At 68.5% G+C, this 21524-nt stretch carries 23 protein-coding genes; 13 read left to right on the top strand and 10 right to left on the bottom strand.

Features of this window, described 5'->3' with window-relative positions; translation table 11 throughout:
* Nucleotides 1-12: 12 nt before the first annotated feature.
* Nucleotides 13-1191, bottom strand: a complete 1179-nt coding sequence (locus tag C5E10_RS07380) for an aminotransferase class I/II-fold pyridoxal phosphate-dependent enzyme (protein WP_104331092.1) — start codon at nt 1189-1191, stop codon at nt 13-15.
* A gap of 69 nt (nt 1192-1260) precedes the next feature.
* Nucleotides 1261-1869, bottom strand: coding sequence for a hypothetical protein (locus C5E10_RS07375; protein WP_146080194.1), 609 nt, complete (start codon nt 1867-1869; stop codon nt 1261-1263).
* Between the two features lie 183 nt (nt 1870-2052).
* Here C5E10_RS07375 and C5E10_RS07370 point away from each other — a divergent pair, with 183 nt between their 5' ends.
* The 4 genes from C5E10_RS07370 to C5E10_RS07355 all read left to right on the top strand — a co-directional run bounded on the left by C5E10_RS07370 (nt 2053) and on the right by C5E10_RS07355 (nt 7183).
* Nucleotides 2053-2796, top strand: coding sequence for a TetR/AcrR family transcriptional regulator (locus C5E10_RS07370; RefSeq protein WP_104331090.1), 744 nt, complete (start codon nt 2053-2055; stop codon nt 2794-2796).
* Complete coding sequence (locus tag C5E10_RS07365; protein WP_104331089.1) at nt 2780-3889, top strand: DNA alkylation repair protein; 1110 nt, start codon at nt 2780-2782, stop codon at nt 3887-3889. Before C5E10_RS07370 ends, C5E10_RS07365 begins: the two co-directional genes overlap by 17 nt.
* Before the next feature lie 9 nt (nt 3890-3898).
* On the top strand, nt 3899-4375 hold the full coding sequence (locus tag C5E10_RS07360) for an SRPBCC domain-containing protein (RefSeq protein WP_104331088.1): 477 nt from the start codon (nt 3899-3901) through the stop codon (nt 4373-4375).
* Between the two features lie 105 nt (nt 4376-4480).
* Nucleotides 4481-7183, top strand: coding sequence for a phosphoenolpyruvate carboxylase (locus C5E10_RS07355; protein ID WP_104331087.1), 2703 nt, complete (start codon nt 4481-4483; stop codon nt 7181-7183).
* 131 nt (nt 7184-7314) lie between these two features.
* Here the strand turns inward: C5E10_RS07355 and C5E10_RS07350 are convergent, their stop codons facing one another.
* Entirely contained in the window at nt 7315-7755 is a 441-nt protein-coding gene (locus tag C5E10_RS07350) for a YchJ family protein (RefSeq protein WP_104331086.1), read from the bottom strand.
* Entirely contained in the window at nt 7752-8054 is a 303-nt protein-coding gene (locus C5E10_RS07345) for a DUF4287 domain-containing protein (protein WP_104331085.1), read from the bottom strand. Before C5E10_RS07345 ends, C5E10_RS07350 begins: the two co-directional genes overlap by 4 nt.
* A gap of 123 nt (nt 8055-8177) precedes the next feature.
* Here C5E10_RS07345 and C5E10_RS07340 point away from each other — a divergent pair, with 123 nt between their 5' ends.
* The gene (locus C5E10_RS07340) at nt 8178-9398 is read left to right on the top strand and encodes a S9 family peptidase (protein WP_104331084.1); all 1221 of its coding nucleotides are present in this window, start codon (nt 8178-8180) and stop codon (nt 9396-9398) included.
* A 10-nt stretch (nt 9399-9408) separates the two neighbouring features.
* Here the strand turns inward: C5E10_RS07340 and C5E10_RS07335 are convergent, their stop codons facing one another.
* The gene (locus C5E10_RS07335; RefSeq protein WP_258071034.1) at nt 9409-11136 is read right to left on the bottom strand and encodes a long-chain-fatty-acid--CoA ligase; all 1728 of its coding nucleotides are present in this window, start codon (nt 11134-11136) and stop codon (nt 9409-9411) included.
* Nucleotides 11137-11330: 194 nt separating this feature from the next.
* Here C5E10_RS07335 and C5E10_RS07330 point away from each other — a divergent pair, with 194 nt between their 5' ends.
* Nucleotides 11331-12032 carry a YceI family protein gene (locus C5E10_RS07330; protein ID WP_104331082.1) on the top strand — a complete coding sequence of 234 codons (702 nt, stop codon included), beginning with the start codon at nt 11331-11333 and terminating at the stop codon, nt 12030-12032.
* 180 nt (nt 12033-12212) lie between these two features.
* On the opposite strand, the gene C5E10_RS07325 is transcribed toward C5E10_RS07330, so the two are convergent.
* Nucleotides 12213-13535, bottom strand: coding sequence for an RNA polymerase sigma factor (locus tag C5E10_RS07325; protein WP_104331081.1), 1323 nt, complete (start codon nt 13533-13535; stop codon nt 12213-12215).
* Between the two features lie 38 nt (nt 13536-13573).
* Nucleotides 13574-14002 (bottom strand): YciI family protein, encoded by a 429-nt coding sequence (locus C5E10_RS07320; RefSeq protein ID WP_104331080.1) that lies wholly within the window; start codon nt 14000-14002, stop codon nt 13574-13576.
* 174 nt (nt 14003-14176) lie between these two features.
* Between C5E10_RS07320 and C5E10_RS07315 the strand changes: the two genes are divergently transcribed.
* Both C5E10_RS07315 and C5E10_RS07310 read left to right on the top strand, forming a co-directional pair.
* Nucleotides 14177-14656, top strand: coding sequence for an SRPBCC domain-containing protein (locus C5E10_RS07315; RefSeq protein WP_104331369.1), 480 nt, complete (start codon nt 14177-14179; stop codon nt 14654-14656).
* Nucleotides 14653-15099 (top strand): VOC family protein, encoded by a 447-nt coding sequence (locus tag C5E10_RS07310; RefSeq protein WP_104331079.1) that lies wholly within the window; start codon nt 14653-14655, stop codon nt 15097-15099. Before C5E10_RS07315 ends, C5E10_RS07310 begins: the two co-directional genes overlap by 4 nt.
* Before the next feature lie 21 nt (nt 15100-15120).
* On the opposite strand, the gene C5E10_RS07305 is transcribed toward C5E10_RS07310, so the two are convergent.
* On the bottom strand, nt 15121-15999 hold the full coding sequence (locus C5E10_RS07305; protein WP_146080193.1) for a hypothetical protein: 879 nt from the start codon (nt 15997-15999) through the stop codon (nt 15121-15123).
* Nucleotides 15975-16367 carry a hypothetical protein gene (locus C5E10_RS07300; RefSeq protein ID WP_104331077.1) on the bottom strand — a complete coding sequence of 131 codons (393 nt, stop codon included), beginning with the start codon at nt 16365-16367 and terminating at the stop codon, nt 15975-15977. The genes C5E10_RS07305 and C5E10_RS07300 overlap by 25 nt, the downstream gene beginning before the upstream one ends.
* Before the next feature lie 279 nt (nt 16368-16646).
* Here C5E10_RS07300 and C5E10_RS07295 point away from each other — a divergent pair, with 279 nt between their 5' ends.
* The 3 genes from C5E10_RS07295 (at nt 16647) to C5E10_RS07285 (ending at nt 18720) form a co-directional block, all read left to right on the top strand.
* The gene (locus tag C5E10_RS07295; protein WP_104331076.1) at nt 16647-17003 is read left to right on the top strand and encodes a hypothetical protein; all 357 of its coding nucleotides are present in this window, start codon (nt 16647-16649) and stop codon (nt 17001-17003) included.
* Between the two features lie 202 nt (nt 17004-17205).
* On the top strand, nt 17206-18048 hold the full coding sequence (locus C5E10_RS07290) for an alpha/beta fold hydrolase (RefSeq protein ID WP_104331075.1): 843 nt from the start codon (nt 17206-17208) through the stop codon (nt 18046-18048).
* Nucleotides 18049-18228: 180 nt separating this feature from the next.
* Nucleotides 18229-18720 carry a histidine phosphatase family protein gene (locus C5E10_RS07285; protein ID WP_104331074.1) on the top strand — a complete coding sequence of 164 codons (492 nt, stop codon included), beginning with the start codon at nt 18229-18231 and terminating at the stop codon, nt 18718-18720.
* A 146-nt stretch (nt 18721-18866) separates the two neighbouring features.
* On the opposite strand, the gene C5E10_RS07280 is transcribed toward C5E10_RS07285, so the two are convergent.
* On the bottom strand, nt 18867-20051 hold the full coding sequence (locus C5E10_RS07280; protein ID WP_104331073.1) for a cation:proton antiporter: 1185 nt from the start codon (nt 20049-20051) through the stop codon (nt 18867-18869).
* A 68-nt stretch (nt 20052-20119) separates the two neighbouring features.
* Between C5E10_RS07280 and C5E10_RS07275 the strand changes: the two genes are divergently transcribed.
* Complete coding sequence (locus C5E10_RS07275; protein ID WP_104331072.1) at nt 20120-20851, top strand: alpha/beta hydrolase; 732 nt, start codon at nt 20120-20122, stop codon at nt 20849-20851.
* A 66-nt stretch (nt 20852-20917) separates the two neighbouring features.
* Nucleotides 20918-21505, top strand: coding sequence for a hypothetical protein (locus tag C5E10_RS07270; RefSeq protein WP_181062684.1), 588 nt, complete (start codon nt 20918-20920; stop codon nt 21503-21505).
* The last annotated feature ends 19 nt before the right edge of the window (nt 21506-21524 follow it).

The following is a 21524-nucleotide window of genomic DNA, read 5'->3' as shown; positions in this document are numbered from 1 at the left end:
GACCAGACCCGCTCACGGCAGCAGCCCCTCGACGAACGACTCGAGACGGCGCAGCCCTTCGACGAGCTCCGCTCTCGAGGCGGCGTACGAGAGCCTGACGTGGCTCTCCCCCGTGTGCGCCCCGAAGTCGCGGCCAGGCGTCAGCGCGACCTGGGCCTCCTCGAGCGCCCGTCCGCAGAAATCCCACGCGGACAGACCGGTCCGGGACACATCGAAGTACACGTAGAAGGCGCCGTCGGGCAGGACCGGAACCTGGAGGCCGATGCGCCGCAAGCCCTCGAGCACGAGTTCGCGACGATCGGCGAGCTCGAGACGGCGCTCCTCGCAGATCGACAGCGACTGTGGGGTGAACGCAGCGAGTGCGGCAAGCTGCGCCGGTGCCGACGCCGACAGGAAGTAGTTCGTCGCGAGCTTCTCGACGGCCGAAACAAGAGCCTCAGGGAGCACGGCCCAGCCGAGTCGCCAGCCGGTCATGCCGAAGTACTTGGAGAAGCTGTTGATGACGATCGCTTCCGGGTCGACACTCAGGACGCTCCGCGGCGGCGTGCCGTCCTCGCCCGGGTCGGAGAGGTTCAGGTAGATCTCGTCGACGATTCGCCACGCGCCTCGCTCGCGGGCGAACGCGCACAGGGCAGCGAGCTCATCGAAGGGCACGGAGGTGCCGGTCGGGTTCGACGGCGTCGCGACCATGATCGAGGACGTCCGCTCGCCCCAGACCGCTTCGACACTGGGCACGTCGAGCTGGTAGTGCGACTCGATGCTCGTGGGGACGCCGACCACCCGTCCGCCGAAGCTCTCGACCAGCTGCCGATTGCAGGGGTACGACGGGTCGGCCATGACGACGTCGTCACCGGGGTCGGTGGTGGCGGCCACGACGACCAGGAGGGCCGCCGACGCGCCTGAGGTCACGAGGATGCGGGCCGGGTCGACCTCGACGTCGTGACGGATGCGGTAGAAATCGCTGATCGCCTCGCGGAGCGCTGGGAGCCCGAGCGCGACGGTGTACGGGAGCGGCCGACCGTCCATGGCCTCGCGCATCGCCTCGCGAACCTGGGGCGGCGCCCCGAAGTCGGGTTCCCCCAACGAGAGCTTGACGACGCGCTTGCCCTCGGCTTCGAGGGCGGCGGCACGCTGCCCGAACGCCATGGCGTGGAACGGCTCGACCGTCTGGGCGCGATGCGAGAGCTTCATACCCCCAAGGATGCCAGGTAGGCCGTTCTCAGGGTCGTGGGCGGGCGCGTCCGCTGAGCAACGTGAGGCTCAACTGCTGGTGGCACCAGCCCCAGCCTCGGTGCACTCGCCCTGGGAAGGCGAAGGGTCCGGGTCGTCGATGATCGCGCGCACTCGCGGGCGCCTGCCCGCCTGGGTGTGCAGCCACGAGCCCGCCGGGATGGTCTTGATCGACTGCCAGGCGTCCCGGTCGAGCTGCCCAGGGTGGGGCGAGAAGACCTCCTCGAGAAGACGGGGGTCGTCGCTGACGAACGCCGCGGTGCCTTCCTCCAGCCACACCGGTCTGCTCTCCCCTCTTCCGCCGGGGCGTGCGCCTTGGACCCGCAGCGCTCCGGCCCGGTCCTTGGCGATCATGATCGCGGATGGCACGAGCAGCTCCGGGAGGTCGCCGAGCTCGTCCAGGAATCGTCGCCCCTGGGCCCGCAGCACGACGGAAGTCGCCGGCTCGCTGGAGAGGCGGGTGAGGAAGATGAGGTCGAGGTGCCTCGTTCGGACCTCGGTGAGCGCCCGCTCCAATGGTCGCGCGAGCAGCCACGGCGCCCCCGAGCCGTGGTCGGCGACAACTCGAAGCCGCCCCTCGACGATCGCCCAACGAATCGCAGGATGCACTTCCTGGTCCGGATGTACGAGTACTCCCACGGCTCTCCAAACTCACGAGCGGTGTTGCTCCGCACTGGAAATCTCCGCGCAACGTAGCATGCCGACGGAACACTATCCGCTCCTCCGCGACGAATTCGTCTTCACATATGGCGGATACCGACGTCCCCACCCCACCCCGAACGGGGTGCGGTGCTGCCCCGATCGTCACTACACTCACTGGCTATGAATGCCCTCGCCCGACCGGTCGGCGGACCCCAGCAGCAGCGCAGCATCCAGACTCGGAGTCGCCTGGTGCTCGCAGCGGCCACGACCTTCGTGGAGTACGGCTTCGCCAGCTCGACCCTGTCGCGCATCCGGGCGAACTCGGGAGTCACGAACGGGGCGTTCTACCACCACTTCGCGACGCGCGAGGCGGTCGCCGAGGCAGTCCTCGGCGAGTACGCTGCGCGGGCCTCGAATGCGGTGGCCGAGGCCACAAGGTCGGCGGCAAGCGGCATCGACGCGCTCCTGAAGGTGTCCGTCGCCTTCGCGAAGCTCCTGCAGAGCGACGTCGTGGTCCTCGCAGGCGTCATCGTCACGTCGGAGATCGGCTCGAGCTTCCTCTCGCACGGCTCCTATCTCGACTGGCTCGCGCGCATCCGTCCCGTCATCCGGATCTGCCAGCGAGAGGGCAGCATCCGCGGCGACTTCAGCGCCGACCACGTCAGCTCGCTCTTCGTCTCGTCCTTCACGGGCACGCAGCTGCTCTCCGGTGCGCTGACCGACCGGCAGGACCTCGTGGAGCGTATCGGCGTGCACTGGCGGATGATCCTGCTCGGCCTCACGACGCCAGAGAGCGCCGAGCGCGTCGAGAAGCTCGTGGACTCGGCCTTCGGCGACTACCAGATGACCGGCGTCTCCGAGATGACCGGCGAGGCGCTGAGCACGTCGCGCACGGAGGAGGCACTGCATGCCCTTCGCGGATGAACTCCTCGGACACCAGCAGGTCTCCGCGATGGTGAAGCTGCTGCAGTCGGCCGCCGGAAGCCATCAGCTCTCCGCGACGCGGGCGACCGCTGAGGGCCTCGACGGGCTCGCCCTCGGCGCGCGGAGCTCCCACCTCGCTGCCTCCATCCTGGAGGACCTCCCGGTCGCCTACCCCGAGTTCGCCGCGATCGTCCGCCGTGCGCTGGAGTCGTCGTCGCTTGAGGGGTGGATGGTGTGGCCGATCTCGAATGCGGTGTCCGCCGCCGCCATCGCCGACGGCGGCGCTGCGGCGTTCGACGACGGCATGCAGCTCCTCGCGGAACTCACCCCTCGGCTGACCTGCGAGTGGGCGGTGCGCCCCATGCTGCGGGCGAGGCTCGAGCGGGCACTCGAGATCATGCTCGAGTGGACCAGGAGCGACAACGAGCATGTGCGTCGACTCGCTTCCGAGGGCACTCGGCCGTACCTGCCGTGGGGCACTCGAGTCCCCGAGATCACCCGCGATGCCCGCCTGTGCATCCCGATTCTGGATGCGCTCTACCGTGACGACAGCGAGGTCGTTCGCCGTTCGGTCGCCAACCATCTGAACGACATCAGCAGGCACGACGCGACCCTGGTCTGCGAGACGGCCGCCGCGTGGCTCGCCGACGGTGACGAGCAGACGCCGAGACTCGTTCGCCATGCCCTCAGGACGCTCGTGAAACGGGGGGATCCCGACGCCTTGGCGCTGCTCGGCTTCGGCTCGGCGGAGGTCGTCGTGGACGGGCCGACCCTCGATCGAGCGAGCATGGTGCTCGGCGAGGAACTGCTCATCACCGCCAGCATCACGAATCGTGGGCAGGTCGCCGCGGATCTCGTCGTCGACTATGTCGTGCACCATGTGAAGGCGGACGGCAGCCGCACCCCGAAGACGTTCAAGATCTCGACGACGAGACTCGCACCGGGCGCCACGCTCGGCATCAGCAAACGGCACGCGGTCAGACCCATCACCACGCGTCGCTACCATTCCGGCGTGCATGCCATCGAGCTGCAGGTCAACGGGATCCGGCACGGCTTCGCCGAATTCGACCTGGTTCTCGACCCGGTGTGCTGAGATACCCGCATGTCCGAAGAACACTCCGAAGCAGTCGGCACCGAGACCATTCGCCTCGAGCGGAGCGTGGACGCCGCTCGCGAGGATCTATGGCTGTGGTTCACGGCGAGCGAGAAGACGGCGCAGTGGATCGGCCCGTGGCACTTCACTGACAAGGAGCGCGGTCGGATCGGGCTGCAGCTCGTGGCAGAGGAGGGTGCCCCGGCAAGCGCGGCGACGATCCGGCGCTGCGAGGCCCCGAGCCTGTTGGAGGTCACGACCGAGGATGCAGCCGGATCGTGGCACCTGCGTGTCTCGCTGGCGGAGTCCGGGGTGCGGGGCGAGGCCACTCAGCTCGTCTTCGAGCACTTCGAGGTGCCCGTGCCGATGCTCTCGGATATCCGGGCAGGCTGGAACTATTACCTCGACCTGATGCTGGCGGCCAAGGACGGCCTCGAGACGCCCGTCTTCGAGGACTATCTTCAGGCACCCTCAGAAGAGGCCTGACCGCGCGATCCGCACTTCGACGCGCATCACTCGATCGGATGTCATTCCCGGTCATGATGGATGCCGTGTCACATTGTCGATACACAGCATCGGTAGCCTGGGCTCATGCTCGAAGCCCCAACGAACTCCCCCGCCAGCCGCACTGAGGCTGGCGCTGAACTGCCAGATGAGCTGCGCTCCGACGTGCACCTCCTCGGCACCCTGCTCGGCCAGGTCCTGACAGAGACGGGAGGCCCAGAGCTCCTCGACGACGTCGAGCGGCTGCGTCGCCTCACGATCTCGGCCTACGAGCACGACGGCGCGGCCGCGAACGACTCGTTCGCCTCTGCCGAGGAGCTCGTGGATGCACTCTCACCGGCGCGGGCGGACGAGGTCGCGCGTGCGTTCACCTGCTACTTCCACCTCGTGAACCTCGCCGAGGAGCACCACCGCGTGCGCGTGCTCCGCGCCCGCGGCACCTCACCATCGAAGCAGCAGGAGGACACGATCTCGCAGGCGTTCGCGCGCCTGAGCGACGAGATCGGTGCGGAGGCCGCGTCGGTGCGGGTCCGCGCCCTGCGCTTCCACCCCGTCTTCACGGCGCACCCGACCGAGGCCCGCCGACGCGCTGTCTCCTCGGCGATCCGTCGCATCAGCGACCTGCTCGAGGAACGCGACGAGCAGCGGCTCTCGGGTGGCGCATCCGAGGGCAGCCCCGCCGCTCAGGAGCTGACCCGTCGCCTGCTCGAGGAGATCGACCTGCTGTGGCGCACCTCGCCGCTGCGCAGCGACAAGCCGACGCCCGTCGACGAGGTGCGCACCGTCATGGCCGTCTTCGACGAGACCCTCTTCACGACGGTCCCCCGCGTCTATCGCCGAGTCGACGAGGCCCTGCAGGGCGCGCTCTCTGGAACATCGAAGCCAATCGCTGAGCCCTTCGTGCGCGTCGGCTCCTGGATCGGCGGCGACCGAGACGGCAACCCGTTCGTGACCGCGAAGGTCAGCCGTCAGGCAGCCGTCATCGCATCCGAGCACGTCCTCCTCGGCCTCGAGCGCGCCTCGGCTCGAATCGGGCGCACGCTCACGCTCGGCGCCGACACCACGCCCCTCGATGCGGCCGCCGCGACCCTGCTCGCGCGCCTCGGCAGCGGCGACGAGAGTGCCGCGGCCGAGATCGCCCAGCGCTCCCCCGGGGAGCCCCACCGCCGCATCCTGCTGCTCATCGCGCGCCGCATCGAGGCGACCCGGAGACGCAACGCGGACCTCGCCTACAAGGTGCCGGACGAGCTGCTGCGGGAGCTGCGCATCCTGCAGGCATCGCTCGTCGCCGCTGGCGCTGGCCGGCACGCCTACGGCGAGCTGCAGCACCTCATCTGGCAGGTCGAGACGTTCGGCTTCCACCTCACCGAGCTCGAGGTGCGCCAGCACTCGCAGGTGCACCGCAAGGTGCTCGCCGAGCTCGCCGAGCAGGAGGCGGGTGCAGAGCCAAGCGAGCTGGCCGCCGAGGTGCTCGACGTGTTCCGCTCGATCGCGTTCATCCAGGAGCGCCACGGCCCGCGCGCGGCAGGCCGCTACATCGTGTCCTTCACGCAGTCGTCGGAGGACATCGCCAACGTCTACAAGCTCGCCGTCGCGGCCACGGGTCCCGGGGCGACGCCGCCCGCGCTCAACGTGATCCCCCTCTTCGAGACGTTCGCCGACCTGCAGGCGGCTCCTCGCATCCTCGCCGAGATGCTCGAGCAGCCCGAGGTCGTCGAGCTGCTCGCTGGCAACGGGCGCAGGCTCGAGGTCATGCTCGGCTACTCCGATTCCTCGAAGGACGTCGGGCCGGTGGCTGCGACGCTCGCGCTGTACGAGGCGCAGAGCCAGATCGCCGCTTGGGCCCGCGAAAACGGCATCGAGCTCACCCTCTTCCACGGCCGCGGCGGTGCGCTCGGCCGCGGCGGTGGCCCCGCGAACGTCGCGATCCTGGCCCAGCCGCCGCACTCCGTCGACGGTCGCTTCAAGCTGACCGAGCAGGGTGAGGTCATCTTCGCCAGGTACGGAGACCCTGACATCGCGGCCAGGCACATCGACCAGGTCATCTCCGCGACGCTCCTCGCCTCTGCCCCGTCGACGGAGACCCGCAACGCGGATGCCGCCGAGAAGTACGCAGGGGTCGCCGCCACCATGGACTCCGCGTCACGCGAGCGGTTCTTCGCGCTCGTGAAGGCCCCCGGGTTCGCCCCGTGGTTCGCCCGAGTGACGCCCATGGAGGAGGTCGGGATGCTCGCCCTCGGGTCGCGTCCCGCCCGCCGCGGCCTCTCCGTGGAGTCCCTGGAGGACCTGCGCGCCATCCCGTGGGTGTTCGCGTGGACGCAGGCGCGCATCAACCTCACCGGTTGGTTCGGCCTCGGCACGGCGCTCGACGCGGTTGGCGACCTCGACCAGCTGCAGGCCGCCTATGCCGAGTGGCCGCTCTTCAGGTCGATGATCGACAACGTCGCGATGAGTCTCGCGAAGACGGACGGACGCATCGCCCGCCGCTACCTGGAACTCGGCGACCGCCCGGAACTCGCCGAGCTGGTGACAAGCGAGCTCGACCTCACGGCGAGCTGGGTCACCCGGATCACGGGTGGCGCCGAGCTGCTCGAGCGCAAGCCCGTGCTGCAGCGCGCCGTGAAGATGCGCAGCCCCTACGTGGACGCGCTGTCGCTCCTGCAGCTGCGCGCGCTCCGCAGGCTGCGTGACGACGCCAGGAAGCCAGACGGGGATGAGGCCGCCGAGCTCCAGCGGCTCCTGCTGCTCTCCGTGAACGGCGTCGCGGCCGGCCTCCAGAACACCGGCTGACGCCGCCGGCGACCCTTGTCGCCGACACAGTGAGAGGTCGTCATGCCTGCGGGGATGACGGCCTCTCCGTCTTTCTGGCGCCGCTGGCTGATGGAAACATCGAGAGGGCGCGTCCCTCCCACGTGCGCGCCTCAGTCGCGGATGACCCTGCCGTCGACGTAGACCCAGCGCCCGTCGCTTCGCCTGAAGCGGGCGCGCTCGTGGAGCAGGCCTGCACCGTCGGGGTCACGGTAGGACGCCCGGAACTCGACGACTCCCGTCGAGTCGCCCTCTGCGCCGTCGAACGTGTCGACGATCTGCAGGCGCCGCCACACCGTGCCATCTTCGAGCTCGAGGTCCGCCGGGCGGGTCTCCGCATCCCAGGTCGCATTGAGATAGTCCGGCAGCCGGCGCGCGAACGCCGAGTAGCGGGATCGCATGAGTGCCTCAGCTGTCGGAGCTGGGACGCCTTCGTGGAAGACGCCGCAGCACTCGGCGTACGTGGCCCCGCTTCCGCACGGACAGGGCTCGGCCTCGGTCTTGGTCTCGGTGCCCGGCGCCGCGTCGTGGGACGCTGCCGCAACCTCGCTCATTCGCTAGCCGCCGAAGGCTTGGTGGCCTTGCCATCCAGCCACAGGGTGTCCGACTCGTCGCCGTGCGGGCCCGCCTTCCCGACGTGCTTGTCGCTGATCTTCGGACCCTTCTTGATGACGTGCACCAGCGCCATCCCGTGGCCTCGACCGAGGTCGTAGTCCTCCTTGAGCCAGGCGAGGATCTCGCCGGCCTTCGTGGCCTCGCCGTCGAGACCCTTCTCCTTCGCGATCGCGATGAACTGACGCGGCGTGAGGCCCGTCTTCTCCTCGATGTTGTCGAGGTACGACTGGAACGACATGGATGCACCCTCCCTGGGCTCGCCTCTGGGCGGAGAACCGTGCTGGCATCCTAACGACCCGACCTTCCTTCCAAATACCTGCGGATCGGACCGGGCCCGCCAGGGCAGGAGGATGATGAGGCTATGTCGCACCATCCAGCACTGTCGCGGCCGCTGTTCCACGACGCAGACCAGAACTTCGAAGCCAAGGTCGTCCTCGGATCCGTCGGTGCGGGTGCCGGCGATCTGGGCGAGATCTTCGCGACGCTCGCCGCCATCGAGGACGGGAAGCGCGAGTCGTGGATCAGGGCGTGGTTCGCCCGAGCCCAGGTCACGCGGCAGCTTGCCGAGGTCTCGACGGGCAATGGGCGAACAGCGACGGCCGCAGCCCAGTGGCTTCGCTCATCCGCCTACTACGGCCATGCCCTGAACGCGATCGCTGCGATCGGCGACGATGACGGCTACACGAACGCGTTCGCGCTGCACCGCGCTGCCTGGGATCGCTTCGCGGACCTCAGGCGCGTGCCGCTGGAGCGACTCGCGATCCGCGTCGGCAAGGGCAGGCTCCCCGGCTACCTGCAGCGTCCCGAGGTCGGTGCCGAGGACAGGGCGTCTCCGCTCCTGGTGCTCGTGAACGGCAGCGACGGAACACTCACCGACCTCTACGCCACGATCGGAGCATCCGCCGCAGCCCGGGGTTACGCCGTGCTGTACTTCGACGGCCCCGGCCAGCAGAGCCAGCTCGTCGCCGGGTCGCACTTCAGACCCGACTTCGAGGCTGTGCTGACGCCGGTCATCGACACGGCGCTCGGCATAGCGGGCGTGGATGCCTCACGAATCGCGGTCTACGGCGTCAGCCAGGCCGGCTACTGGGTGCCACGAGCGCTCGCGTTCGAGCACCGCGTGGCCGCGGCCATCGTCGACCCAGGCGTGACGGACGTGTCGACCTCGTGGCTCTCGCACCTGCCCGCTCCTCTGCGCCACGAACTCGCGAAGGGCGATGCGAAGCACTTCGACCAGTACATGAAGCTGGGTCTCGGCCACAGCCCGGCGGAGCGCGCCGTGTGGAGCTTTCGCGCGAAGCCGTACGCGAGCACCGGCTACTTCGCCGTCTACCGGGAGGTCGAGAAGTATCGCCTCACGGCTGAGCTCGCCAGCTCGATCACGACGCCGCTGCTCATCACGGCACCGGAGAACGAGCAGTTCTGGCCAGGACAGTCCGAGGAACTCGCGTCGCTTGTACCCGCGTCCGAGCTCGTCCCCTTCACAGCCGTCAACGGTGCCGACTCGCACTGCGAGCCGCTCGCTCGCACCGCGGTCAACGAGGTGCTCCTCGATTGGCTCGACGCGCGCCTGGTTCGCTAGCCTCTGCGCGCTACTCGCTGCGCTTCGCGACGAGCCCGTCCCGCACCTGTCGGCGGAGCACCTTGCCGATGAGCGACTTCGGCAGCTCGTCGACCTGCACGACCCGCTTCGGCACCTTGTAGGAGGCGAGGCGAGAGCGGCAGAAGTCACGAAGGGCATCTGCATCGAACGCGGCGCCCTCCCGGAGGACAACCGCGGCGGTCACATCCTCACCACCAGAGCTGCGGGGCAGGCCGACGACTGCCGCCCCCTCCACGTCGGGATGCGCCGTGAGCGCCTCCTCGACCTCGGAGGGGCTCACGTTGAAGCCCCCTGTGATGATGAGCTCCTTCATGCGGTCGACGACCGTCACGAACCCGTCGTCCGAGACGGTGACGATGTCGCCCGTGCGAAGCCATCCGCCGGCGAGCAGCACCTCCCGCGTCTCGTCAGGGCGCTTCCAGTAGCCCTGGAAGACCTGGGGGCCGCGGATGAGCAGCTCGCCCGGTTCGCCGAAGGCACGCTCCACGGTCGGGTCCTCGGGGTCGACGACACGGATGTGCGTGCTCGGGAAGGGCACGCCAACCGTGCCCGGGCGTCGGCTCGGGCCGACCGGGTTGCCGAGCGCGACCGGTGAGGTCTCGGTCATGCCGTATCCCTCGACGAGGAGTCCGCCCGTGACCTCTTCCCACCGTTCGACGGTCTTCACGGGCAGACTCATGGCCCCGGAGATCGCGAAGCGGATGCTCGTGAAGCTGACGCCCTTGCGGGAGGCCGCCCGCGAGAGCGCGTCGTAGATGGGCGGGACCGCGGGCAGGAACGTCGGCGGAGACGCCTTCGCCGCGGTGACAACGAGGTCGACGTCGAACTTCGGGAAGAGCACGAGCTTGGCACCGAGGCTCATGGCGAAGGTCAGGCACAGCGTCATGCCGTACGCGTGGAAGAGCGGCAGGACGCCGTAGAAGGTCTCGCGTCCCTCGGTGAGGCCCGGCACCCAGGCGCGTCCCTGGGCCGCGTTCGCGCGCAGGTTGCGGTGCGTGAGGATGGCGCCCTTGGGGTTGCCGGTCGTTCCGCTCGTGTACTGCAGCAACGCGACGTCGTCGATGCCGGGGTGCGGCACTCGCTTCGAGATGCGCTTGGCGTTCGCGATGCGCTCCCACTTGAGCACGCTGCGGTCCGAGGGTGCTGCCGTCATGGCCTCGCGAGACTCGCGCGCCTTGGCGATCGGCAGACGCAGGGCGAGTCGCTTCCCGAACGGGAGCGCCGAGGACATGTCGACGGCGACGATCGTCTCCGGCACCACATCGCTCGGCAGCTCGGAGATGATGTCCGCGACCTTGTCCCAGACGATCGCGAGCTTCGCGCCGTGGTCTTCGAACTGGTGCCGCAGCTCCCGGGCCGTATAGAGCGGGTTGTGCTCGATGACGATGGCCCCCAGGCGGAGCGCGGCGTAGAAGGCGACGACGTGCTGCGGGCAGTTGGGGAGCACAAGCGCGACCCGGTCGCCTGCCCCGACTCCGAGCTTGCGGAGCCCCTCGGCAGCCCGAGCCACCTGCTCGCCGAGCTCGCCATAGCTGGTCTCTGCACCGAAGAACTCGAGCGCGGGGCGAGACCCGAAGCGCTTGACCGCGTTGTCGAGCAGGTCCACGAGCGATTCACGCACTTCTGGGATGTCGTGAGGCACGTCCTCCGCGTAGGCGGCCAGCCAGGGCCGGAATGCGAGGGCTGAAGTCTTGCTGGTCTCGTTGGCGTCGTTCACCGGGGTCCCTTCGACAATCACGGCTGCGCGCACAGCGGTGCACTCGAACCCTATGACGGGGCGGTTGTGCTGGAGCCGTGCGTCGGTCACGGCCGGGTCGTGGATGGGTGATGGATGGGGAACGCGTCCCGGCACAGACGAAGAAGACGTCAAACCCATAGCTTGTCCATAGAAAAGTGCTTCAAGCTACAACTATGAAGAAGCCATCGAAGAAAGCCACCATCGGCATCGTCATCGCGGCTGTCGTCGTGGTGATCGGCATCGCGGCCGCAGTGTTCGGCCCCATGATCTACCGCGATGTCATCGCGGCGCCCGCAGCTGAGGCCCCTGCCCTCGAGATCGAATCCACGACCCCGAGCAGCGCGGATGTCGGATCGCTCGCCGGCTCCTGGACCGTCGCCGCTGGCTCCTACGCGGGCTACCGCGTCGACGAGGTCCTCAACGGCACGGATGTGACCGTCACCGGACGCACCGAGACCGTCTCCGGCACCCTCACGACCACCGACACCGAGCTCACGGCAGCCGACATCACGGTCGACGTGGCGTCCATCGCCACCGACGAGCAGCGCCGCGACGAGTACTTCCGCAGCGAAGCCCTCGACACCGCCACGAACCCGGAGGCGACCTTCACGCTCGACGAGCCCGTCGCAGCACTCGATGGCCTCGCCGAAGGCACGCAGGAGACCATCCCGGCAACGGGCACGCTCACGCTCAATGGCGTCAGCCAGCAGGTGAGCATCGACATCACTGCCGGCCTCGACGGCGAGACCGTGCAGGTCGCCGGCAGCATCCCCGTGACCTTCGCCGACTACGGTGTCGAGGCGCCGAACCTCGGGTTCGTCTCCGTCGAGCCCACTGGCGACGTCGAGTTCCTCCTGGTGCTCGAGCGCGCCTAGCCTTCATCACCCAAGCCGACACCTCCGGCCTGGGGCACTCTTCACCCCGACCGCCTTCTCCACCCGCTGACCAACTTGCGTGACAGAACCGGTGCATCCGGCCAGAACTCGGCCCGGGCAGCCCTTCTGTCACGCAAGTTGGTCGTTTCTGCGTGACGCACCTTCAGCTCCGCCCTGGTTTCAGGCCCCGAGCGCGTCGAGCTTGCCTTGCAGCACCCGGCGCTGCTGCTCGTTGCCGCTCAGCTGCACCGCAACGAGCAGCTCCGAGCGAGCTTCCTCCACCCTCCCGAGCTGCACCAGCAGCTCCCCCCGGACGCTCGCGAGCAGCGGACCGCCGGCGAGAGCACCGGATGCACCCAGCCGGTCCACGATCGCCAGTGCGCTGGCGGGTCCCGTCGCCATCGACACGGCAACCGCACGGTTGAGCTCGACGATGGGGCTCGGCGCGATGCGTCCGAGCACCTCGTAGAGCAGGACGATCTGCGGCCAGTCGGTGTCCGCAACGGATGGCGCGACCGCGTGACGCTCGGCGATGGCTGCCTGCAGGCAGTAAGTGCCTCGCCCTTTGCCCAGCGCATCCGCTCGTGACAGGAGGGTGCGGCCGCGGAGGATCGCAGATCGGTCCCAGCGGCGACGGTCCTGGTCTGCGAGGAGGATCGGCGTGCCGTCCGCTGCTTCGCGCGCCGCAAAGCGCGAGGACTGCAGTTCCATGAGCGCGACGAGCCCGAGCACCTCCGGCTCGCGCGGCAGCATGCTGCTGAGGGCGCGGCCGAGGCGCAGCGCCTCGGCCGCGAGGTCGGATCTCAGCCAGCGGTCGCCGGAAGTCGCCGCGTAGCCCTCCGTGAAGATGAGGTAGATCACGGCGAGGACTCCCTTGAGACGGGCCGTCCATTCGCTGGGGTCAGGCGTCTCGAAGGGCACCTTGGCGGCGCCGAGGCTCTTCTTGGCGCGCACGATGCGCTGCTGGACGGTCGCGACCGGCAGCAGGAAGAGGCGCGCGATCTCGCCAGTCGTCAGGCCGCCGACGATGCGCAGGGTGAGGGCCACCTGGGCTTCGCGGGAGAGCGCCGGGTGGCAGGCGACGAACATGAGCCGAAGGACGTCGTCGCCGATCGGCTCCCACTCGTCGCTTGCGGAAGCATCCGCCTCGCTGAGGTCTCGCGCGATGGCGCTGTAGCGCTCGTCGAGTCGCTCACGCCGCCGCCACCCGTCGATGGCCTTGCGCTTGGCGACGGCCGTGAGCCAGGCGCCCGGGTTGACCGGGACGCCCGACTCCGGCCACTGCGTCAGAGCGTCGGCAACCGCTTCCTGCGCGAGGTCTTCTGCGAGGGAGACGTCTCCGACCATCCTCGTCAAGGTAGAGACGATTCTTGCGCTCTCGATGCGCCAGACGGCATCGACCGCCGCCGCGCTCGCACGCGGAGCTTCGGGGGCGTCGGCGGCCGCACCCCCGGTGGAGCCGTCGCGCGTCTCAGGGTCGTGGCCGTGTTCGGGGGTGGTCATGGCCGTTGGCGAGCTGCGGACCGGAGACGTGCGGGGGCTCAGGCGCCCGCCTGCTCCTCGCGCCAGCCCTCTTCCTTGCGGAGGTACTCGTTGTCCTCGTGGCCTTCGAAGTCGCTCATGTCGGTCACGCGGCGAACTTCGAGCTTCGACCCTGGACCCTGGAGCGGGGCGCGGGACGCCCACTGGATGGCTTCGTCGCGGGTGGCGGTCTCGATGATCCAGAAGCCGTTGAAGAGCTCGTGCGTCTCGCCGTATGGGCCGTCGGTGACGACGGGCTGCTCGCCGGTGAAGTCGACGACGAACGCCGTGCTGAGGTCGTCGGCGAGCCCTTCGCCTGCGAGCAGGACACCGGCCTCCATCATCGACTCGTTGTACTTGCCCATGGCGTTGATGATCTCGGTGAAGTCCGTGTCCTCGTAGGAGGCCTTGGCTTCGTCGGTGGCGCGCATGATGAGCATGAACTTCATGATGGTTCTCCTTGTCTGCGACCCAGTCGGGGCCGGTTTCAGGGTGCCGGTCAGCACCCTTCTACTATTGCGTCGAACGGGGGCCAGCGGAATCGACATACGTCGGAATCTTCTTTGGATTTTCTTCCGGAGGCCGGTCGGCGCATCCCCACCTCGGGTTGTTACCTTCCGGTCATGACAAGCGATTTCGAACCACGCGTCGACCGGGTCTCCCGGGTGCTGCCAGCGAGCGCATCCAATGTCTACGGGGCTCTGCTGGACCAGCGAGCGCTTGAGTCCTGGTTGCCGCCGCAGGGCATTTCGGGGAGGTACCTCAGCTTCGAGCCCTGGGTGGGCGGACGCAGCGTGCTCGAGCTCACCTACGCGGAGGCGCCGGCGGGTGGCGGGAAGACGACCGAGTCTCGGGATGTCTCGGCGTCTGTGCTCGTGGAGCTCGTCCCCGACGAGCGGGTCTCGCAGCAGGTCGTGTTCGAGTCGGAAGACCCCGCGTTCGCCGGGACGATGACGATGGTGTGGGAGCTGGCGGAGTTCCCAGGCGGGACCTTGGTGACGGTCTCGGCGTACGACGTGCCGAGCGGCATCGCGCAGGCGGACCACGTCGACGGCATGTCGTCGTCGCTGGAGAACCTGTCGGCGTTTGTGGGTCGCTCGTGAAGCAGCAGGTGAACTTCGTGACGTTCGCGACTCGTGATCTCGACGAGGCGCGGCGCTTCTACTCGGAGGCGCTGGGGTGGGAGCCGTTGCTGGATGTGGTGGGCGAGGTGCTGTTCTTCCAGATCGGGGACGGTCAGGTGCTTGGCTTCTTCGATGCGGAGAAGTTCGACCGTGACCTGGGCACGGGCGAGCAGCGGTCGACGGTGTCCGGTGTGACGCTGGCGCACAACGTAGGCAGCCGGGAGGAGGTCGTCGCTGTGGTGTCGGCGATGGCTTCCGGTGGCGGGGTGATGTTGAAGGTGCCGCAGGAAGGTGAGTTCGGCGGGGTCTTCCACGGGCTCGTCGAGGACCCGAACGGCGTCGTCTGGGAGGTGGCGCACAACCCGGGCTGGGCGGTGCTCCCCGACGGTTCCGTCGTCTTCGATCAGGACGGGCAGGAGTAGCCAGGCCCGAGCTGGGGCAGGTCAGCAGCGGGGCTGTTGCGGGTGCTCGCTGCAGTCGCCGACGGTGATGACGGTGTCGGCCGTGAAGAGCTCGATCGGTACAGCGGCCGACGCTCGGTCGAGGGTGCCGGTGACGGGGATGCTCGTGCCGTTCGCGAGGGTCACGCTCGCCGCGTAGACGACGGTGACGGAGGCTTGCACGGTGGCCTTCTCCCGATAGACGTGGCTGGTCGCCGTTGCGGTGAAGTCCTCCTGGCCGAGTGCCGCCCAGCTCGCTCCCGGCGTGGTCGTCTCCCACGTGGTGCCGTCGCCGGAGTCCCATCGGTAGGACACGGGCGTGAACGTCGCGGTGACGGGGTACCCGAGGACGGTGCCTGCAGCGGAGTGCATGGTCGCTGTCGTGAAGAAGTTCGTGTGGGACCCGACGATGCTCCACGTGGACGGCTCCGCCGTGAGCGTCACCGATGCCGGTGCGAGCGTGAGCACGTCGCTGACCGTGAAGCTCCTCGGCGGGCTCGGCGCGGTCGGGCGTGCGCCTCCCCCACCGCCGCCGCAGGCCCGGCACTGCACCGGGGTGAGGAGCGAGCTCATCGGCGACGCGAGAGCCCTCACGCTGGGCGTGAACGAGGGCGGACCGCTCGGGCCAGCTGCATCGCCGCCGCCTCCGCCACCCTCTCCGTCATCCCAGCCGCCCCCGCCGCCGTCGGAGAGGTCCGGAGATGTGGACTCGTCCGAGTACGTCTCCTCGACCTGAATGTTGACGCTGTCGCCGTCATTCGATGCACCGCAGACTCCATCCGCAAAGTTCAGATAGGTGCAGCTCCGAGGATGCAACTCTGCACCGGCGGGGTTCACGCCAACGAGAAGGAGAGTAGTTAGCAGAAGCTCGCGCCAGACCATGGCTCCAACTCCTGAATCTTGAAGTCGCCCTCCGCGTCATTCACCCACACAATTACTGATGACCGCCCGCCCGCAGATTGAACAAGAACGTCTTGACCTGCTCCGTCCAACATCTGAGTTGTAGAAATGTCGTAGCAGCCATACAAGGAGATAACGACATTTCGCTCTCCAGCCTCCACCTTCTGAACTTCAAGGCTGTTGAGCGTGGGAACGCCGGACACCGACAATCCGCGGGACTGTAGATCTTGATAATCCTGCACAACTCTCTCCACGTAGGCAGTGACCGCTAAGCTCTCGAGCGCCGAGGTAGTACCTGTCTGAAGGAGATCCGCCTCCGCCGCCAGGAACTTCGGCACGAGCTCCTCCACGATCGCGAGGGCTTCTTCGTTGGTCGGCAGCACGGGCGCCGCGCCGGCCGGCGCACTGGGTGGAGGACTGGGGGTTGACCCTGGGGCCGGGTCTAGGGGCGCGCATCCGCTCACCCCGACGGCCGACCCGAAGCTGAGCATGACGAGCAGCGCGGCCCTGACGGCGCGTCTGCTTCTCTCCCCTGAACGCATGGGCGTCAACGTAGTGGCCTCCGAGAATTCGCGCAGAAGTTATCCACACCTCGCCAACCGTCTACGGCGGCTGGCTAGCATCGACGCATGACTGCACCCAGCGAATGGATCGAGCATCGACGAGGAGACGGCGAGCTTCTCGGGTGGATGTGCCCTCGCGGCGACGGCTTCGTCGTCATCGACCTGCTCGGGCGTGAGCGCTCCGACGCCATCGACTGGCTGGCGGCCGAGACCCTCCTGGAGGAGACCGGCATCGGCTACCTTGCCGACGCCTACGAGCTGCGCCTCGATGACGGCCACTGGACTCGGGTGCGCATCACGGAGGTGTCGGCGGTCCGCATCCGCGTGAAGCGCGAGGACTGGGGCGACATGACCGTGCCGCACAACGAGTACCTGCTGCCGTTCCCGCCGGCAGGTGACCTCCGCGCCGCGCAGAGGGCCTGACTCGCCTCGACCACAACCCCGACCACAGCCCCGCCTGCGGAGGCTCTCGCCTCCGCACTCAAGACGGCGACGCTCGGAGCCTTCCGGCGTCACAGTCTCGGTTCGCGGTCAGGCGCGTGTCCTTGGATTGTCTCCGCGACGCCTCGCCGCACGATCTCGTCTCGGGGCCGGTCGCATTCGCCACGATGAAGGGAGCACCGCCATGGGCTACATCAAGGTCGGGACGCAGAACAGCACGGACATCGAGCTCTACTACGAGGACCACGGCGCGGGGCAGCCGGTGGTCCTCATCCACGGCTACCCCCTGAACGGGGCGAGCTGGGAGCGGCAGACGCGAGAGCTGCTGGCCGCTGGCTACCGCGTCATCACGTACGACCGCCGCGGCTTCGGCGAGTCGAGCAAGGTGACCGAGGGCTACGACTACGACACGTTCGCGAACGACCTGAACGTGGTGCTCGAGACCCTCGACCTGCGCGACGTGATCCTGGTCGGCTTCTCGATGGGCACCGGCGAGCTCGCGCGGTACGTGGGCAAGCACGGCCACGACCGCGTTGCGAAGCTGGCTTTCCTCGCCTCGCTCGAGCCGTTCCTCGTGCAGCGCGACGACAACCCCACGGGCGTTCCGCAGGAGGTCTTCGACGGCATCTCCGACAACGCGAAAGCCGACCGCTTCGCCTGGTTCACGAACTTCTACAAGGACTTCTACAACCTCGACGAGAACCTTGGCTCGCGCATCAGCCAGGAGGTCGCCGACGCGAACTGGACGACGGCCACCCAGTCGGCGCCGGTCGCCGCCTATGCCGTGGTGCCGACGTGGATCGAGGACTTCCGCGAGGACGTCGCGGCGGTGCGCGCGAGCGGCAAGCCGTCGCTCATCCTGCACGGCACGAGCGACAACATCCTGCCGATCGACGCGACGGGGCGCCCGTTCCACGCGGCGTTCCCGGAGGCCGAGTACGTCGAGGTCGACGGCGCCCCGCACGGACTCCTGTGGACCCACACCGAGGAAGTCAACGCGGCGCTTCTGAAGTTCGTCAAGGCCTGACAGCCGGGGCAGCCCGCACGGCGTCGCGCCGCGCGCATCCGCAGATATCAAAGATATAAAGCGGATGCGCGGGGTGCGATCGCTTGGCGAACCAGGCACTGCCGACCCATGCAGCTCGCGAAAGCCACCGACGCGGTCAGCCTTCGACGCGTTGCCCATCTCGTTCTCTAGGCTGGCCACATGCCCCGCACTCTGATCCTTCTCCGCCATGCCAAGGCCGAGCATCCGATGACGATCGACGACCGCCAGCGCTCGCTCGCCGACCGGGGCGTGCAGGAAGCCGCGCAGGCCGGCGACTGGCTGCGCGCGAACGCGCCGAAGGTCGACAAGGTGCTCTGCTCGCCAGCCGCACGCACGCGGCAGACGCTCGAGACCGCCGAGATCCTCGCTCCCGCCGAGTTCCCGAGCACCCTCTACATGGGCGGCGAGGACGACTACCTCGAACAGGTCAAGGAGACCGATGCCGAGGTGCAGACGTTGCTGGTCATCGGCCACGAGCCGACCGTCTCGGGCACTGCGATCGCGCTGGCCGCCGACAAGGACTCGGAGCTGGCTCGGGAGATCCGACACGGCTACCCCACCTCGGGGATCACCGTGCTGACGTTCCACGGCGAGTGGGATGCGCTGCGCTGGAACTCCGCGAACATCACGGCCTTCCGAGCGCCGCGCTGACCTCGCGACACGAGCGCCGTCTCTGACGGACGCCGCACCTGACGGCGGCCACCCCCAGACGGTTCGGTCGAACTCCCGAGTTCCGGCAGCAATCCCGCCGCGTCCCGGCAGCAATCCCGCCGCATCCCATCAGCAATCCCGCCGGGTCAGACGTTCGCGCTCTCGTGCCGCTTCGCGTCCGCTGGCCGCAGCGCCATGCCGAGGATGGGGAAGAGCAGCACGGAGAGCATTCCCGCCCCGACGAGCGACGACGCGAGGCCGGGGTCGAGGACCTTCTGGTCGACGCCGATCGCGGTCACCGCGACGATGATGGGCAGTGCTGTCGCGCTGAGGAGGCCGATGCCCGCCCGTTCGCGGTTGCCCGCGCCACGGGGCGCGACGAGCTGGGCGGGCAGGCCTCTGATCGCCAGCAGCAGGATGAGGAACACCGGCAGCAGGATGAGCGCGAGCTGGCTGCCGAGGAGCGCATCGAGGTTGAAGGTGACGCCCGTGTAGATGAAGAAGAGGGGCACGAGGAAGCCGAAGGCGATCGCTTCGATCTTGCTCTCGACCTGCTCACGGTCGGCCTCCGGCGCGCTGCGCATGATGATCTGCCACATGACTCCGGCGGCGAAGGCGCCAAGGAGGATGTCCAGGTCGAGCATCGCACTGAGGGCGACGAGGCAGGCGAGCGTGAAGATGACGACGCGCACCGCGAACTGACCTGAGGTGTGGAGGCTCGCGCTCACGAGTCGATGCAGGTGCCCGTGCTGCATGCGCACGGCCACGAAGATCGCGATGCCCGTGATGACGACGAACAGCGCGAGCACGAGCGTGGAGACGCCCGGGGAGCGGGTGCCGAGGAAGATCGAGATCGCGACGAGGGGCCCGAACTCGCCGACCGCTCCCATCGCGGTCGTCGCCTTGCCGAAGGGCGAGCCGAGTTCCCCCGCGTCGCGGAGGATGGGGATGAGCGTGCCGAGCGCGGTCGAACTGAGGGCGATCGCGATGATGACGGCCGCCTCCCCCGGCGCGATGAGGAAGCCGGCCGCGAGCCCCATGACGAGGCTTGCGACCCAGGCGAGCGATGCCCGGGCGAGCGGACCGCCGCCGAGGCTGCGGAAGCGGATCTCGTTGCCGGCGACGAAGAAGAGGGCGGCGAGGCCGAACTCGGAGAGCCAGTCGAGCAGGTCCGATTTGTCGACCCAGCCGAGGAAGCTCGGCCCGACGGCGATGCCCAGGAGGAGCTCGAACACGACGATGGGCACCTTGACCCAGCGCGAGATGCTGCGCGTGAAGAGGGGAGCCAGCACTGCGAGGGCCGGTATGAGGAAGACCCCGGGTTCCGACACGCGCTCAGAGTAACAGCGGGCACGCGTAGCGTGGGTGGCGATTCGGACACGAGCACTGGAGCGGATGCATGAAGCTGCACACGATCACCACCGGCGACGGCCCGAAGAAGGTGGCGCTGGTGCACGGCATCGGTGCGAGCGCCGAGCTGTGGGGCTCGCTGGCCGGGCGCATCGCCGAGTCTGGCGAGTACACGGCCATCGCCGTCGATCTGCGGGGCCACGGCGAGAGCCCGCGGGCCGAGAGCTACCGACTCGAGGAGTTCGTCGATGACCTGATCGAGACGCTTCCGCACGATCTGCACAGCGCGGTCGGGCATTCGCTGGGCGGTGCCCTGCTCGTGCGGGCGGTGCCCCGGCTTCGCCCCGGACGGGCCATCTACCTCGATCCGGGGTTCAAGCTCGGACTGCCAAGCGAGGGAGTCGGAGCGCGCGTGTTCTGGGCGCTGTCCGGAGTGACGCTGCCGCTCGTGATGCTGGCGGGCGCCGCGACGGGCACGAATGACACCAAGCGGTACTCGGCAGAGACGCGGGCGCTGAACGCTCGGGCGAAGAAGCGCTTCGACGGGAAGATGACGGTGGGCATCTTCGATCAGGTCGCGCATGGCCCGTACACGCCTGCCGTCCCGGTCGTGCCATCCACGATCGTGCTCTCCGCCGAGGGGAAGGCCGTGGTTCCCGCCCCGATGCCCGCCGAGCTCGAGGCTCTGGGGTGGCAGGTGCGTCAGCTCCCCGAGGTCGGTCACCCGTTCTGGCTGCACGACGTGGATGCGAGCTACGGGGCGATCCGCGACCTCATCTGACGAGGAGGCGGGGCACTTCTCCCCCGCCCCGTGGCGGTTCGCTCCCCTAGGCTGAGCCGCACATCGATGAACGATGAAGGGGTGCGCATGCTGTCCGTCGAATTCCCGAGAGATGTCATCTTCACTGCGTCCCTGTTCGGCTTCGCGACCTTCGTGTGGGCGGGGTGGGCGCAGGAGCGGCCCCGACATTGGGCCTGGCGCATCGTCTTCGGGGTGCTGAGCCTCGCCGGTGTCGCACTCGTCGGCATCACGCTGCCGACGGCCATCAGGAACTGGACGAGCGCGACGGCCCTGCGGGTCGACTCCGTGCCGTTCACGGTCTACATCGTCATGGTGGCAGTCGAGGTCGTCGGCGGCCTCATCGCCGCGATCATCCTGCTGCGGAAGAAGAAGGGCGAGCTCATGGCGCCCGTCATGCTGCTCATCGTGGGCCTGCACTGGGTGCCGATGATCTGGGTGTTCGAGCAGCCGTTCCTGGCCCCGGTGTCGCTGTGGGCGATCGCGGTGGCGATCGCCACCTTCTTCCTGCCGAGCGAGAAGCAGGCGCCGAGTTTCTGGTGCGGCATCCTGGGGGCGCCCGTGTTCCTCATCACCGGCGTCATCTTCGCGGTCGTCGGGCTGAACCAGTTCGCGAGCATGCCATGCGCCTGCTGAGCGGGGCGTGAAGACGCGG

The organism is Pseudoclavibacter sp. RFBG4, assembly GCF_002931515.1.
GTDB lineage: Bacteria > Actinomycetota > Actinomycetes > Actinomycetales > Microbacteriaceae > Pseudoclavibacter.
This window is presented reverse-complemented; position numbering and strand designations above follow the sequence as displayed.

Excerpts from the sequence above, each read along its gene's own strand:
- C5E10_RS07380 (WP_104331092.1), bottom strand. The coding sequence starts at position 1,191 with ATGAAGCTCTCGCATCGCGCCCAGACGGTCGAGCCGTTCCACGCCATG.
- C5E10_RS07370 (WP_104331090.1), top strand. The coding sequence starts at position 2,053 with ATGAATGCCCTCGCCCGACCGGTCGGCGGACCCCAGCAGCAGCGCAGC.
- C5E10_RS07365 (WP_104331089.1), top strand. The coding sequence starts at position 2,780 with ATGCCCTTCGCGGATGAACTCCTCGGACACCAGCAGGTCTCCGCGATG.
- C5E10_RS07360 (WP_104331088.1), top strand. The coding sequence starts at position 3,899 with ATGTCCGAAGAACACTCCGAAGCAGTCGGCACCGAGACCATTCGCCTC.
- C5E10_RS07355 (WP_104331087.1), top strand. The coding sequence starts at position 4,481 with ATGCTCGAAGCCCCAACGAACTCCCCCGCCAGCCGCACTGAGGCTGGC.
- C5E10_RS07350 (WP_104331086.1), bottom strand. The coding sequence starts at position 7,755 with ATGAGCGAGGTTGCGGCAGCGTCCCACGACGCGGCGCCGGGCACCGAG.
- C5E10_RS07345 (WP_104331085.1), bottom strand. The coding sequence starts at position 8,054 with ATGTCGTTCCAGTCGTACCTCGACAACATCGAGGAGAAGACGGGCCTC.
- C5E10_RS07340 (WP_104331084.1), top strand. The coding sequence starts at position 8,178 with ATGTCGCACCATCCAGCACTGTCGCGGCCGCTGTTCCACGACGCAGAC.
- C5E10_RS07330 (WP_104331082.1), top strand. The coding sequence starts at position 11,331 with ATGAAGAAGCCATCGAAGAAAGCCACCATCGGCATCGTCATCGCGGCT.
- C5E10_RS07325 (WP_104331081.1), bottom strand. The coding sequence starts at position 13,535 with ATGACCACCCCCGAACACGGCCACGACCCTGAGACGCGCGACGGCTCC.
- C5E10_RS07320 (WP_104331080.1), bottom strand. The coding sequence starts at position 14,002 with ATGAAGTTCATGCTCATCATGCGCGCCACCGACGAAGCCAAGGCCTCC.
- C5E10_RS07315 (WP_104331369.1), top strand. The coding sequence starts at position 14,177 with ATGACAAGCGATTTCGAACCACGCGTCGACCGGGTCTCCCGGGTGCTG.
- C5E10_RS07305 (WP_146080193.1), bottom strand. The coding sequence starts at position 15,999 with ATGGTCTGGCGCGAGCTTCTGCTAACTACTCTCCTTCTCGTTGGCGTG.
- C5E10_RS07295 (WP_104331076.1), top strand. The coding sequence starts at position 16,647 with ATGACTGCACCCAGCGAATGGATCGAGCATCGACGAGGAGACGGCGAG.
- C5E10_RS07290 (WP_104331075.1), top strand. The coding sequence starts at position 17,206 with ATGGGCTACATCAAGGTCGGGACGCAGAACAGCACGGACATCGAGCTC.
- C5E10_RS07285 (WP_104331074.1), top strand. The coding sequence starts at position 18,229 with ATGCCCCGCACTCTGATCCTTCTCCGCCATGCCAAGGCCGAGCATCCG.
- C5E10_RS07275 (WP_104331072.1), top strand. The coding sequence starts at position 20,120 with ATGAAGCTGCACACGATCACCACCGGCGACGGCCCGAAGAAGGTGGCG.
- C5E10_RS07270 (WP_181062684.1), top strand. The coding sequence starts at position 20,918 with ATGAACGATGAAGGGGTGCGCATGCTGTCCGTCGAATTCCCGAGAGAT.